The sequence below is a fragment of the Paenibacillus sp. J22P218 genome (genome assembly GCF_056269195.1).
Genome location: NZ_JBWDNL010000009.1, coordinates 30,120 through 44,236 on the forward strand (window position 1 = coordinate 30,120; position 14,117 = coordinate 44,236).

Sequence of the window (14,117 nt, forward strand, 5' to 3'; positions counted from 1 at the left end):
TATGCGAGGCTTTTACGCTTTGGAATCCGCCGCCTCTTTTTTGAGCTCCTGCAAGTCATAAGCTTTGTAGAACGGATACCATACGATGAACATCACAGCCAGCACGGCAGCTAGCAAAATCAAGCCATTCAGCCCGGAGACGATGTAAGTCGAGATTCCGATCGGCGTATACCACAACTGGAACAACTGACTTGGTATGTCGACTAGACCAAAATCCAACGCGAGATACACGATAATAGGCACCACGATGCCATTGATCCACATCGGCACCATTAAAAGCGGATTAAAAGCGATCGGCGCGCCGTAGATGACCGGTTCATTAATGTTGAAAAGCGAAGGCACAACCGTCGCTTTGCCGATGGAGCTGAGCTTCTTCGACTTGGCGAACAGGAACAAAATAACGAGAGGCAATGTTCCGCCAAGCCCGCCGACCCCAACCCAACCGGAGAAAAACGTCTCGAACGTATTGATGTTGATCGGATCGAGCCCTTTGGCCACAAGAGCCGCGTTCTCCTCGATAGCGGGAAACCAGATCGCATAGAAGATAGGGACCATCACCCACGGACTGACGCCGAAGGAATACAGCAGCACGCCAACGAAATTGAACAAAACAAACCCGATCAACGTTTGGCTAATTGCGTTAAGCGGCTCAAATACGTTAATGATCAAAGCGAAAATGTCAAAATGCAGCTGATAAATCAGCACCCATCCTCCAGATAGGATAAGGGCGATCGGCACCAGGAAGTCAAACCAGTCGACGATGAATTCCGGCAGCTTCGTATCCTTGCTGAACAAGGAAAAGCGATTGAAAGCGTTCATGACTACCGCTACAACGACGCCGACAAGCAACGCCGCGATCATGCCCGTAGGGCCGAAGCGCTCCAGCACGAACTGCACGGTTCCGTCTTCGCCGAACGTTGGACCCAGCAGCATCAGAAAGAGCGACAAGCCAGCAAACCCCGAAATAAGCTTGATCTTATGGCGCTCCTTCTTCTGCATGACCATATACGGCGTCAAAAACGAAATAAAGATGCCGAGAAGCCCAAAGCTGAACGTCGTAATCGGCGATAAATCCGGCATGCCGGGCACATAATCCTTCAAAATCGAAACCAGCGTAATCAACGAGCCGATAAAAATCATCGGCAGCGTCACCATGATCGCTTCTTGGATGGAATCCACCCAAACGTTTTTGGTGACGACCTCCAGACGCGGAGCGAACTTTTCCGTCATCCATTTCATCAGACGATCCATTCGTTTATTCCCCCCATGCTTTTTGATGTGTCATAACCTGATGCTTTATCAGTATAGTCGCGATTAGTAAGCGCTTTCTTGTCGTTATTTGCCCTTGTCGGGTTTCTTTTTTGCCATGTTGCCTTGATCAGCAATAGATTGACCTGCCCTGCCGATGCCTATACAGCAAAAAACACCCCTATCCGTCAGGGGTGCTCTTACTTTACGAGAATATGCGCTCAAACGTATACAGTGCTACGCCGTGAGGAGGAAGCCCGCATTCCAACTCGTAACGGCCATCAGCTTCGATCAGCTCCGTCCTGATCTCCGGGCCGCTTCTGCCGCGCAGATAGTTCATCTCCTGTTCTGTCAAATGGTAGGGAGCGCCGAGCCGCAGCCATTCGTCGAAGACGGAGCCGTGATCCCGGTCCAGGCGATAGGTCGTTACTTTATAGTGTCCGTTTAGTCCCTCCAGGCCTGCTCGGAAAAATGCGGTCCCCTTTTCCTCGAATACGGAATATCGGTTAAGCTCGCTTAGGCCGGATCGGTCGCCGCTTGCGAACAGCTTGTCGACATGGACGTAATGGTAGACAAGCAGTTGGAGTCCTCCCCCCTCATCCCGGGTTGCCACGTACCCCTCGCCTTTGGCTACGATCCTATTCCCTAGATTCCCAAGCAGCTCGAATGCGTAATAGGCCGGCTTCTTCAAGCCATCCCGGTTAATCAAGCCAAAACCTCCATAGAATGGAGATGGCGGAATAACGCTTTCCTCGAATACGTCCGTGAATGACCAGAACGCGATCGCGTTCATCGTGCCGATCGTCTCCAGCGCCTGATGAACGACGAACGGCGCCATAAACATCGTATCGTGAATCAGATTGCGGTCGTACAACGAAAAATTCCATTCCGTCATATAAAGCCCAAGCTCTTTAAGATCGTCCGTGCCGATCTTCGATCGAAGCTTGCGTACCGTATCCAAATAATAAGTCGGCGGCATAATCCTCGTCAGATTATCTGTTTCATCCTTGCGCAGCGGGTATTCCGAATAGACGTGAAAGGAAAAGAAATCAAGCGGCGCTTCCTTCTCTCGGCAATAAGCCATAAACGCCTCCGCCCAGTCATCGTTCCACAAGGAGCCGTAGCCGAGCGCGGGGCCGCCTACCTTAAGCTTCGCGTCCACCTCCTTCACCGTATGCGCCGTAGCCTCGTAAAACGCGAAATATTCCTCGCGCGTCCCCGCCCAACATACGCCGGAAAGGTCAGGCTCGTTCCACACCTCAAAATACCACCTTCGCACTTCTTCGATTCCATACCGGTTCGCGCAATGGGCGACGAACGCACGCACCAGCCCGTTCCACTTTTGTTGATCCGCGGGGGGCGATATATTGCCCTTCCACAGGAAGATCGTTTCCTTCGAGCGGCGGAGCGCACTCGGCATGAATCCTAGTTCCACGAATGGCCGGATACCCGCTTCAAGCAGAAAATCGTACAGCTTGTCCACATAAGCCCAGTTATAGATTGGCGCGCCTTCCCGATCCTCCTGGTACACCATCATTTCGTCGTTAAAAATACCGTGAAAACGGATATGCCCGAACCTCAGCTTTCGCTGCAGAGCGGCGAACTGTTCCCGCCAATCGGAACGAAGGCCTTCCACGGCTCTGCCGGCCGTCGTCACTTTATTCCAATGAGGCTCATACGGCTTGCCTTGGTCCGAGCACTCGACCGTTATGAAGATCGGGTCCCGCGACGCCGTAACCAACGACGCGCCGGCATCCGGAATCCCCTGATCCGCTTTGCCTAAATAGTGGTAAAGCGACTCCATTGCTTTTATCGTGTCAGTCTCGTAATAGTCGCCGCTCGGTGACTCGTCGTATGTCAGTGGCTTCCGGTCTCCCGTTGCCTGCTTCGGAATTGCGGCGGCTTCCCTGAAGCTGCTTGGCGTGCAGCCGTACTTTTCCTTGAAATATTTATTGAATAGCTTTACGTTGGCGAAACCGCAATCGAGAGCGATCTGTGTCATGCTGCCCCCGGTTTCCGCTAGGGCGGCGGCGGCTTTCTCAAGACGGACGGAGGTCAAATATTTTTGAAATGGCACGCCGATTTTGTCGCTGAAGAAATGGGAGAAATAATGCAGGCTTAAATGCTCCAAATCGGCCATCGTTTGGAGTGTGATCTTCTGGCTGTAGTGGCGGTCTACGTATTGCAGAACGCGGCTAAGCCTTTTGTAATCGTAAGCTTTGCTCTCCGTGTCTTGTGCGCTGTCGCCGCTTTGGGAGAAGTAGCGCAGCAGGTAACCTGCGATGCACTGAAGGCTTCCCATCGAGAAGCTGCGATAGCCCGTTCCCTTCTTGCTGGACTCCCAGGCCAATCTCGCCAGCTCGCGGCGAATCCGGTCGTACGCTTCGCTGTTTCTCTCGCCCGCTTCCTCGGATACGCAATCCAGCCTGACGCCTTCGCCCAGCAGCTCGGGATGGAACTGCAGGGTCAGAAGGACATTGTCCTCCCTCGTCCGCTCGATCTGATGGACCGACATGCTGTTGATTGCAATAATGCCGTCCTGCCCAAGCTCGTATTGCTTCTGGTCGACATGAACGGATACGACTCCTTGCAGCACGTATATGATTTCGATTTCCTTATGCCAATGAAACGGGATATGCGCAACGCTGTTGACGAACAGCCGAATCGGCAGGTCGTCCTGATGTTCGATAATTTCGTAGTGGTAACGCATGGCGCAGTCCCCTCCTTCTTAACCTCCGTTGCGATACCCCTCCGGCGTCGCGCTAACCGACTTCTCGAATACCCGGTAGAACTGGCTCGGCGTAGAGAAGCCCAACATGAAGCTGATTTCCGTGACGGAGTGCGACGTACGCTGAAGGAGCCGCTTCGCTTCCTCTACCCGAAGATGAAGCACGAATTGATAAGGCGAATAACCGGTTGCCGCCTTAAAAGAGCGTATAAAATGAAACCTGCTCTGCAGCGCTATGGCTGCCGCGTCGTCGATCTTAATAGCTTCCGTATAATGGGCCCGAATATACTCCATCGCCTGCAGCAAATGCCTGTCAGCAGGGTTTAGCCGAAGCTTCTCTTCTTCCACCAGGCGCCGTTCATCGGCCCCCCACATAAGCTGCTGCAAATCGTCCAAAATACGCGTTTCCGATTCTTGCGCCGCTAACAGCTCTACGTTTGGATGCTCAAAGGCCAAATCCATCCATCTTCGAAAATAAGCTTTGACGATACCGGGTTCGATCCACTTGCGCAGTGCGGCCTCGTCCCGCTCACCAGGGGGAGCGACATGAAATCGATCGCCTCGCGCAATTGCGATAATGACACCCGCGTCATCTCCCATATGGAAGCAGTGGCGATCACTAGGATGAAGCAGCAACGCTTCCCCTGGCGTTAGCGCTATCTGCTTGTTCTCGTGCGTAAAATAGCAGGTTCCGTGCGTCGGAATCGTCATTTGAAAATGTCCTTCATGAGAATGAAGTATATTTTCGAACCGGTTCACGATTTGAACGATCTCAACCTGCGGCAGCGTTAATTGGATCTGCATCGTCTATCACCTATTTCTATCGTTATAGCAAATCGTGCTCAAAGTCCAGCAACTATCGCAACGACGCGAAAGCACGCTTGGCTGTAGTATTAGAGAATCATTTATTTAGAGAGGATGTTCTTAAATGTCACAAAGAGTTGCTGTCGCCGCAAGCACAAACACAGCATTTACGATTCTACTCGGCGTAAGCGCTGCGCATCTGTTAAACGATGTGATGCAATCTGTCGTACCTGCCGTATTCCCGTTATTTCAGCAAAAGCTTCATCTCAGCTTCGCCGAGATTGGCTGGGTCGCGTTCGCGCTGAATATATCGGCCTCGGTGCTGCAGCCTCTAATCGGATATTACACCGATCGGAGACCCATGCCAAGTCTATTGCCGCTGGGCATGGTATTTACGCTGCTGGGCATGATCGGATTCGCGCTCGCTCCTTCGCTTGCTTACCTGCTGCTTGCATCCGTATTTATCGGCATCGGCTCCTCTGTTCTCCATCCCGAGTCGTCGCGCGTTGCTCATCTTGCTGCGGGCAAAGGCAAGGGCATTGCACAATCGATCTTCCAGGTGGGAGGAAATACAGGACAAGCCCTAGCGCCTCTAATGGTAGCTTATATCATTAGCCCTCAAGGGCAATACGGGTTTTTATGGTTTACCTTGCTTGCCGTCATTGGAATCGTACTGCAAACGCGAATCAGCAAATGGTATCGGTTGCAGATCCGTTCCACCGCTCCGAAAGCCAAAGCGAAGGCTGCAGCCAAATCTACATTCAGCAAGCCGTTTATTCTGTATGTCATGTCGATTCTCGTTCTCATGTTGTTTTCCAAATTCGTCTATCTTGCAAGCATGAGCGGATACTATTCCTTTTATTATATGGAGAAATACGACCTGAGCTTAAAAAGCGCCCAAATGTGCTTGTTCGCCCTTCAATTCGCGGGCATGGCTGGCACCTTCCTAGGCGGCCCTTTGGCTGATCGGTTCGGTCGTCAGAAGGTGATTTGGTTTTCCATTCTTGGCACCGCGCCGTTCTCCCTTCTGCTGCCTTATGCTAGTCCAACCGGCGCAGTCCTGCTGTGCCTTGCAATCGGGCTCATTCTCATGTCGGGCTTCTCCGTCATTATCGTGTATGCGCAAGAAATGCTGCCTGGGCATGTCGGGACGATTGCTGGCTTATTCTTCGGCGTATCGTTCGGACTAGGAGGACTAGGCTCCGTCGTTATGGGCTCCATGATCGACGCCTACGGCGTAGAGCAGATCATCAAAGCATGTGCCTTCCTCCCTCTGCTTGGGTTGCTGGCGCTGCTCCTGCCTAAGGATTCTGTCCTTATGCAGAGAAGCTCCTGAACAAGCTTCCCCCGTCAGACGTCGCATCTCCTCCCCGCCTTAAGCCCAGTTCCCAAAACCGACCGTGGACTGTTACGAAAGCTTCCTCGGCTCTTTACAATAAAGGTATAGCTGAGAGGCAGAAAGGAATGGTTAACCATGAAAAAACTGTTTCGTTCAACAACGGACAGCAAACTATCGGGACTTTGCGGAGGAATTGGCGAGTGGATGGGCATTGACCCTACAATTGTACGACTATTAGTCGTGATCGCATCGTTCTTCAGCTTCGGAGCAGTGGCTGTCATCTACTTAATCGCCACGCTGGTTGTTCCAAAAGCAAACCAAGATTTCAGATTTGTGGATCACTACTAAAATTAACGGATCATAAAGGGAGAGCTGATGAAGATGGGAATATTGCAACGTGTAGTTAATATGACGAAGGCTGCGGCCAATGAGATGTTGGACAAGATGGAAAATCCGGTTATGATGCTGAATCATTATTTGCGTGACTTGGACGAGGAAATTGCGGGGGCTGAGCGCGCTTTGCCGCAGCAGCAAGCACAAGCCCGTATGCTTCAAGCGAAGCTTGCAGAGCTCAATGAGCAAGTTGCTTATTACGAGGGCAAAGCGATTCAAGCGGCTTCGGAACAACGTGAAGCGGATGCTAGGCTCGCTCTCGAGGCGAAGCTGCTGTACATGGAGCAAGTGGAAGAGAAAACGCGCTTGCTGCAAATTGCAACCAATGCCGCTGCCGAGCTTGCGATGCGCATCGAGACTTTAAAAGAAGAGAAGACGCGCCTGCAAAGCAAGCGTACGGAGCTGATTGCCCGCGTTAGACAAAGCGACGGTGTTGCCGGCGGACCATCATCGCAGTCGCTCCAAGGCAGCGAAGCATCGAGAGGGTTCGAACGAATCGAACAAAAGGTAATGGAGTGGGAAGCGCAGCGAGAGCTGTCCAAGAGCAATTACCCATCGTCGTCAATCACGCAAAACCATGCATTCGAGCAACAGAACGAGCTGCGCAATGCGAAGGTCGATGAAGAACTGAAGCGTCTGCTGGAGAAGAAATCCGTGACTGCCGGCTAAGTTCTATTCGATAACCGATACGGCTTACCTTCAAGAAACCGTCTTGCTTTCGGCAAGGCGGTTTATCTATTATACTAGCTTATAATCCCATTACCGAAAGGATGGTTCCATCATGTTCACGCGTCCCGCAAGCGAAGAATACATCCCTTACCAAAATCAATACATAAGTATTGTGTCCGAAGGCAACATTATTGAGCTGCTAGACCGTCAGCAAGCCGATACGGTCAACTACTTCTCTTCACTGAACGAGCAGCAAGCCTTATACCGCTATGCTGCGGACAAGTGGAGCTTGAAGGAAGTGCTCGGGCATATCGCCGACACGGAAGCCATTATGAGCTATCGACTGCTTCGCATTGCCAGAGGCGACCGGACGGCACTGCCCGGTTTCGAACAGGATGATTATATAGAGCCCGCGTCCTTCGACACCCTATCGAACGAAGAACTGCTCGAGCGCTATACAAGCATTCGCCGTTCAACCTTGTCTCTGCTTCGCACATTGCCGATCACCGCACCTGCAAGACGCGGTATCGTCAATAACCATGAGATGTCTGTCAATGCGCTTGCGTATGTTATCGCCGGCCATGAGCTGCATCATATGAATATTATCCGCGAGAGATACAACGTCTAGCTCCTCCACTATAACAAAGCAAGCCCCAGTCGCGTGAACGCTTCTGGGGCTTGCTTTGTTAAGTTAAGCTCAATTTATTCGATTAATTGGAGCATCTTCACGATCGAGGAGACAGCCTCTGCTCTCGTCGTCAATGCCTTTGGCATAAACACTTGGCTATTCTCACCGCCTACGACGAGGATCCCATGTGCTTTGCCTGTAGCAACTGCCTTTTTGGCCCACTGAGGTATTACGGCATCATCCGTATAACCTGTCGTTGCGACTTCTGGCGTTGCAAGGCCGGATGCCCTTACGATCATCGACGCCATTTCCGTATGCGATATATTTTTGGCCGGTTGGAATGTGCCGTCGGTATAGCCGGTTATAATTCCGAGCTGTACAGCCTGCGATACGGCCTTGACTGCCCATGACCCGATGGCGGCCTTATCCTTGAAGCCAAGAGCGGAGCCTAGGACATCCGGCTTTAGTCCATTCATCAGCATGACCGCGAATTCAGCCCTCGTAATATTGCCGTTAGGCCTGAACGTTCCATTCGGGTATCCCTTCGCGATGCCTTTCGTTACAGCCTCTTCAATATACGCGCCGGCCCAATGTCCACCCGTATCCGAGAAGGCTTCAGGTGCTGCTCCAGCCGTAACGACGACCGCCGCCGTATCCGAGCGGCCGCGTTCAACGGTGCGAACAGTGATGATTGCCGTTCCTTCCGCAATTCCCGTTACTTTGCCCTGCGCGTTAACAGTCGCGATCGCCGGGTTGCTCGACTCCCATACAACGTTCTTGTTCACGGCATTGTCCGGAGCCACTGTAGCGAGCAAAACATCGCTGCTGCCCGCTTCAAGCGTCAGAGAAGCTTTGTTCAAATGGACATTGTCGACGCCAACCTTGCCTAACGCATACAACTTATTCGAACTAAGCACGTAAACCGTTCCATCTTTGCCGAACACAGGGGAATAATCGAACCCATATCCATCAGGTATATCGTATTTCCAAATCGCATTGCCACTCTTATCGTAAGCTCTTACTTGCCTACTCCCTGTCGTCAGCCATAGATTTCCGTCCGGTCCGATCCGAATCGGATTGACATAGCTCAGCTTCAAATCCTTCATCCACAACTGCAAGCCATTCGGTTTTAGTGCAATCAGCTTGCCCGAATTGGATAGCGCATAAATGAATCCATCCTTATCTACGGCCGCGGATACTTGCTCCGCGCCGCTAATGGTAAGAATCCATTTGAGAACTCCATCTGCAGTGAAGCCATACAAATTGCCATCTGTAGCAGGAACGAGGATTAATCCGTCTTTGTTAATAACGGGCGTGTTGGATTTACCTTTAATGGATGCATTGGCCGTAAGCGCCTTGCTCCACTGCAAAACGCCCTTGGACGATAGCTTATAGAGGTTGCCTAAGGAAGAAACGAAATAGATCGACCCATCCGATGCAACAGCCGGGGCAAACGATGCTACTTCGCCTGCCGGTAGAGGGAACTTCCATTTGATCGCGCCGCTATTCTTATTCAGTGCAAGAAGTGCTCCTCCTGAACCCATATAAATCGTTCCGTCTGCCGCAAACGCAGGCTTCGAACTCATTGGCGCATCAATTGCCCACTTGACTGACTTGTTTGGATGAAACGCCATCGTCAGATCCATGTATCCTGCATATACCGTACCATCTGATCCAATACCTGCCGTTTTCGTGAGCGGATTATAATTAGCAGAGTCGTCTGCATCCCAGAACCACTTTCTCTCCCCAGCCGGAGAAATCGAAGCCAATCCGTCTTCGAACGTGTACTTATCGCTCTGCTCGATATAGATGGTGCCGTCAGGCGAAACGATCGGATCTCCCGTCATCTCGAACCCGTCCAGCTGCCACCTCAATGGAAGAACGGCAGGTTCTTTCGTTACTATAATTGGCGGTAAATCAATAGGCAGCTCAATAATCGGCACATCGATATCAATATCTATAACCGGCAGAGCATAAGGCTCTAGCTTCGGCTTGACCGAGGCAGCGTTCGCCCCCATAGCGGGCACTACCATCATACAGGCCAATAAAACAGCCAACACTCTCGTTATTGAATTGAACTTTATCATTCCGTCCCGACCTCCCAGCACATGGCTGAAACATGATAATAAACCTTAATTTTCATCACGTATCGTACCATATGCTGATTGCGAAATATCGCGAATAAACACGAAATCCAAAATAGTGCTTGCTCTCCCCGCCTAGTTAGTTAATAATCCGCGTGAGAACAATCGCTGCCTCGGCACGGCTTAACGAGTTTTGCGGTTCGAATTTGCCGTTACTGTAGCCCGATATAAGTCTGGCCGCGACGGCTGCGCCTACCAGTCCCCTATTCTCTGCCTTAATCATGTCCTTGTCCTTTATCCAGTCTAAACCACTCTCGTTGTCCTCCAGCTTTAACGCCCTGGCCGTCCATACGGCCATCTCTTCTCTCGTTACCAATTGTTGAGGCTTGAAGTTGCCATCGAACTCATCTGACATAATCCAGCCAAGCGACAACGCTGCGTCAATTACAGGCTTCGACCATCGCGTCGATCCTACATCCTGGAATACGGCAGTGCTGTCCTTCTCACCATCCTTAACGGCTAGCTTCTTCGCCAGCATCGCGATGAATTGTTCCCTGGATACTTTCGTATCCGGTCTGAATGTGCCGTCTGGGAATCCTTCAACTATACGGTCTCTCGCAAGCTGTTCAATCGCTTCTTTCGCCCAGTGCGTGGAAATATCGGTAAACTGAATGTTTTGCGTTACAGCGACCTCATACATGCTCAAAGCTCTCGACTCGTAATTGTAGGCAGCAAACAAATTGTCTTCGGTAACATTGCTAACATATAAATTTTCACCTATAAGCGGCGACTTCCACTTCATGTTACCATTAAGCTCGGAAGCTCCCAGGAAATGGTGCGATCTCAATTTGTTTTGCGCGTCTACTCCGCTTTCATTTATCCACATTAGCAGTTCATCGCCTCGCTGGCTTAACGATTCCGCATGTTCCTGGATAGTTAATACATTTACGTTCCCCTTTTGCTCCAACTTTGGATTTCCAAAATCCCATACGGACATAACAGGCTTCTCGTCGCTCAAGAAAGGGTTAGACAGCAGGTTCAACTTCAAATTTTCTTTCCAAATCTTCTTTCCGTTAACATCAAGTGCTTCTACAATACCATTCTTATTTGCCATTATAATTGTTCCGTTCTCCAATAAAACCGGCTTTAAGTAGAATTGCTCACTCTTCGTCTCCGGCAGCACATAGGTCCAGCGTGTATTGCCAGTGGCCGTATCTATTGCATGCATATAACCTTTAATGGTATTGAGCACCAAAGAGAACTCACCACCTATTGGTACATTTTCTGTCTTTTCCACTTTCGTCGATACGATATAAAGAGTATCCTCGTTGCTGCTAAACACTGCTTCACGATGCGCTATTTCGCCATCCAAGGACTTCGTCCATAAGAGCTCCTCTTGAGCATTTACGGCCTTAAGCTCTGATGTTATATAAGCATTAATATAACGATTGTTAGGAGTATAGCCTGTATAGCGTACTCCGCTCCGATCCCAATCCAGCATCGAATTGCTATGAGAAGTCGAATTATTGACACTCAATAACCTTTGACCGTTGATGGGGTTATATGCAACTAGTAGTCCGTCATCTCCGCTGACGTACACTCTTCCATCAGGACCAGCTACCGGCTCGGTGGTTATCGGTTGCTTCAAATCCTCCTCCCATCTCAAAGTGCCGTTCTCGCTATAAACCGCCAGCTTCCCCAAGTTGTTCGTTATAAAAACAGTCCCGTCGTCTGCAACCCAAGGCGCATTGTAATACTCTCCCTTTTTAATATCCAATTCAGGAAGCATAACCTCCCATTTCTTTCCTAGTTCGGCGCTGTATGTGACGGTCGGCCGATTCGACGTTTCGGGATTTCCCTCAACCTTCACTCTTGTACTTGTTTTGAATCCCGAATACTCGGCAGTCAATTCAACTTCTCCTGGGCTGACCGTTCGTAACTTATTTTGGTCAAAATACGCAATTTGCTCATTGTTGCTCTTGTACTGTATGCCCGCTGGGTTAATCTCCTTCTTCCCATCGCCGCGTTGGACAACTGCCTCTATTTCATACAGAAAATTAACGGATAGCTGTCTGCTAAGTGTTCCAAACGATAGACCAACGATAGCTTCAGGACTGGCCGCTTGCTTCACGCTCAAGGATACGACTGTGCCGCTGCTGGATCCAGCTATAATGGAATCTAAATTTTGAACCTTCATCTTCACTGATGGATCCATATAGTATTGCGAACGCTGTGACAAATCCAGATCCTTCAAAATCACGCTAGTATAATCATGAGTAAGGATCAGCCCGTCGCCAACAAACTCGGTGTAGTTGTAGTATGGCAATTCTCCTGCGAATGAGGACAGTAATTTACCGTCCTTGCTTAGTCGTATAACTTGCTCCTTATCCTCATAGTAGGTGACTGTGCCACCTCCCGGGCCATTGACTCTTCTTTCTAACGAGCTGAAGAACCGCACGCTTCCATCCTGCTCCACCAGAATATTACGGCCATTCTCAAAAATATCCGTTCGGCCATCAATTACATATTTCCATTCAAGCTTGCCTGCCACATCGAACTTCGAGAGCACTGCGTCTCGCGTAACGATGTATGCGTTCCCTTCCTTATCGTAAGCAGGCGGGGCCAAGGTTCGAGCAGATAATGGATATGTTTTCTTTATTTGATTGTCGCCGACTACAATCAGCTCGGATGGCTCCTTTTCTGGACTTTCATATACACCCGTTTCGAAAAAAGTGTTTTTCACAGTTTGAACGGGAACCACAATATCTCCTGCTCCATCGATGGTTGATGTGCCGTATGTTGAATTGCCCTCCACCTTTTGCTTCCACTCTACAGCCCCAGTGTTGGACAATTGCGAAACATAAAGACTGTTCACGAACCTCGATCCCTCTAATTCACTCTTACTCGTAGTGAAATAGATCTTATCCCCCGACTTTTCCTCATACTTGACGAGCTCGTATACCCATGAATACGTCAACTCTTTCGTACCGTTTGGATTCAGAACAAGCAGATCTCCCATCCAATTTTCATGTATGTAAATCATACCGTCATGCTGAATCTCGAGAGACCGAAAACCGGGATATGTCGTCTCATAATCCCATTTTTTGGCCCCGTTTTGATCAAAGGCTGCCAAATTCCCACCAGATCCTACGTAAACGGTCCCATCCTGGCCAAGTTTAATATGCGTGCGATACTCAGCTTCATTACCTGGCGCTTGAACCGATGCAAGCCACTTGACTGTACCATTTGCATGCAAAGCGTAGAACTTCCCTTTGTCCGTTAAAATATAAATAACGCCGTCCGGTCCAATAACCGGCTGTATAACTACCGCTCCGTCAGCGGCAAAGCTCCAATTCTCGTCAAAATAGCGATTTTGCGTCTGTCCTGCTTCTGCCTCTGCAAACACCTTTTGTTGCACAGCAAAATTAGGCACGCTTACTAGCAAAGCCAGAAGCATGCCTAATATTTTAATACGAAATGAATGTGTCGACATCTTCAATAGATCCTCCTGTTATTTAGAGAAATATTGGTCTAATCTACCTATCTATCATCGTACCTGAATAATGCATTATTGTACATATATGGGATTTCTCACTCTACCAATTCTTTACGATTAAGAGTACATATGCTTGTCGCAAGTCCCCCCGCGGTAATCGTCATGAGCGAGAGAAAGAAGCTGTCGCCAGGGAGTATCCATTCACCGATGCTGATGATGAGCAAGTCGATAATTAACACGATGATGCCAACATTAATCTTGATATACTCGGATAAGTATTCCGCGATCAAATCCATTCCGCCCGTCGATACATGCTGCCTGAGCATAACGCCGATGCCCGTTCCGATCGCCAAGCCTCCAACTACGGCTCTCGTGAACGGCGTCCATTCGATATAGTAGCTGAAATAATATTGATACGGCTCCATGAAATCGATCACATAACTAGAAAGCAATAATCCGCTTACGCTAATATAGAGCAGCTCGCGATTGTAGAACCATGCAAGCACGAAGATCGGTATGCTGCATATCAGCATAATCAACCCAATCTTGATATCGAAGACGTAATTGATGATGAGCGCAACGCCAATGATGCCGCCATCCAGTATACCGAGCGGCACAACGAAAAAATTGATCCCGATAGCGATGAGTATGCTGCCGATAACGATGGCCCCGATCTTTTTCAAAGAAAACATATTCACCAGTCCCCTATAATAGCCTGTCTGATATAT

General features: G+C 49.7%; 10 protein-coding genes. 4 read left to right on the forward strand and 6 right to left on the reverse strand.

Going from position 1 to position 14,117, the window contains the following annotated elements:
- Nucleotides 1–12 precede the first annotated feature (12 nt).
- The 3 genes from AC0YN0_RS28645 to AC0YN0_RS28655 all read right to left on the reverse strand — a co-directional run bounded on the left by AC0YN0_RS28645 (nt 13) and on the right by AC0YN0_RS28655 (nt 4,780).
- The gene (locus AC0YN0_RS28645) at nt 13–1,251 is read right to left on the reverse strand and encodes a PTS sugar transporter subunit IIC (RefSeq protein ID WP_475824354.1); all 1,239 of its coding nucleotides are present in this window, start codon (nt 1,249–1,251) and stop codon (nt 13–15) included.
- A 202-nt stretch (nt 1,252–1,453) separates the two neighbouring features.
- Nucleotides 1,454–3,958, reverse strand: a complete 2,505-nt coding sequence (locus tag AC0YN0_RS28650) for a GH39 family glycosyl hydrolase (protein WP_475824355.1) — start codon at nt 3,956–3,958, stop codon at nt 1,454–1,456.
- 18 nt (nt 3,959–3,976) lie between these two features.
- Complete coding sequence (locus AC0YN0_RS28655) at nt 3,977–4,780, reverse strand: helix-turn-helix domain-containing protein (RefSeq protein ID WP_475824356.1); 804 nt, start codon at nt 4,778–4,780, stop codon at nt 3,977–3,979.
- 124 nt (nt 4,781–4,904) lie between these two features.
- Between AC0YN0_RS28655 and AC0YN0_RS28660 the strand changes: the two genes are divergently transcribed.
- From AC0YN0_RS28660 to AC0YN0_RS28675, 4 genes are all read left to right on the forward strand, one after another.
- Nucleotides 4,905–6,116, forward strand: a complete 1,212-nt coding sequence (locus AC0YN0_RS28660) for an MFS transporter (RefSeq protein WP_475824357.1) — start codon at nt 4,905–4,907, stop codon at nt 6,114–6,116.
- 138 nt (nt 6,117–6,254) lie between these two features.
- Nucleotides 6,255–6,467, forward strand: coding sequence for a PspC domain-containing protein (locus AC0YN0_RS28665; protein WP_442050808.1), 213 nt, complete (start codon nt 6,255–6,257; stop codon nt 6,465–6,467).
- A 33-nt stretch (nt 6,468–6,500) separates the two neighbouring features.
- Nucleotides 6,501–7,181: a PspA/IM30 family protein gene (locus tag AC0YN0_RS28670; RefSeq protein ID WP_475824358.1), complete on the forward strand. Its 681-nt coding sequence runs from the start codon at nt 6,501–6,503 to the stop codon at nt 7,179–7,181.
- Between the two features lie 112 nt (nt 7,182–7,293).
- On the forward strand, nt 7,294–7,809 hold the full coding sequence (locus AC0YN0_RS28675) for a DinB family protein (protein ID WP_475824359.1): 516 nt from the start codon (nt 7,294–7,296) through the stop codon (nt 7,807–7,809).
- A gap of 74 nt (nt 7,810–7,883) precedes the next feature.
- On the opposite strand, the gene AC0YN0_RS28680 is transcribed toward AC0YN0_RS28675, so the two are convergent.
- From AC0YN0_RS28680 to AC0YN0_RS28690, 3 genes are all read right to left on the reverse strand, one after another.
- Nucleotides 7,884–9,896: an S-layer homology domain-containing protein gene (locus tag AC0YN0_RS28680; protein WP_475824360.1), complete on the reverse strand. Its 2,013-nt coding sequence runs from the start codon at nt 9,894–9,896 to the stop codon at nt 7,884–7,886.
- 136 nt (nt 9,897–10,032) lie between these two features.
- Nucleotides 10,033–13,386, reverse strand: coding sequence for an S-layer homology domain-containing protein (locus AC0YN0_RS28685; RefSeq protein ID WP_475824361.1), 3,354 nt, complete (start codon nt 13,384–13,386; stop codon nt 10,033–10,035).
- Between the two features lie 98 nt (nt 13,387–13,484).
- Entirely contained in the window at nt 13,485–14,081 is a 597-nt protein-coding gene (locus AC0YN0_RS28690) for a YitT family protein (protein ID WP_475824362.1), read from the reverse strand.
- Nucleotides 14,082–14,117 lie beyond the last annotated feature (36 nt).

Excerpts from the sequence above, each read along its gene's own strand:
- AC0YN0_RS28645 (WP_475824354.1), bottom strand. The coding sequence starts at position 1,251 with ATGGATCGTCTGATGAAATGGATGACGGAAAAGTTCGCTCCGCGTCTG.
- AC0YN0_RS28650 (WP_475824355.1), bottom strand. The coding sequence starts at position 3,958 with ATGCGTTACCACTACGAAATTATCGAACATCAGGACGACCTGCCGATT.
- AC0YN0_RS28655 (WP_475824356.1), bottom strand. The coding sequence starts at position 4,780 with ATGCAGATCCAATTAACGCTGCCGCAGGTTGAGATCGTTCAAATCGTG.
- AC0YN0_RS28660 (WP_475824357.1), top strand. The coding sequence starts at position 4,905 with ATGTCACAAAGAGTTGCTGTCGCCGCAAGCACAAACACAGCATTTACG.
- AC0YN0_RS28665 (WP_442050808.1), top strand. The coding sequence starts at position 6,255 with ATGAAAAAACTGTTTCGTTCAACAACGGACAGCAAACTATCGGGACTT.
- AC0YN0_RS28670 (WP_475824358.1), top strand. The coding sequence starts at position 6,501 with ATGGGAATATTGCAACGTGTAGTTAATATGACGAAGGCTGCGGCCAAT.
- AC0YN0_RS28675 (WP_475824359.1), top strand. The coding sequence starts at position 7,294 with ATGTTCACGCGTCCCGCAAGCGAAGAATACATCCCTTACCAAAATCAA.
- AC0YN0_RS28680 (WP_475824360.1), bottom strand. The coding sequence starts at position 9,896 with ATGATAAAGTTCAATTCAATAACGAGAGTGTTGGCTGTTTTATTGGCC.
- AC0YN0_RS28685 (WP_475824361.1), bottom strand. The coding sequence starts at position 13,386 with ATGTCGACACATTCATTTCGTATTAAAATATTAGGCATGCTTCTGGCT.
- AC0YN0_RS28690 (WP_475824362.1), bottom strand. The coding sequence starts at position 14,081 with ATGTTTTCTTTGAAAAAGATCGGGGCCATCGTTATCGGCAGCATACTC.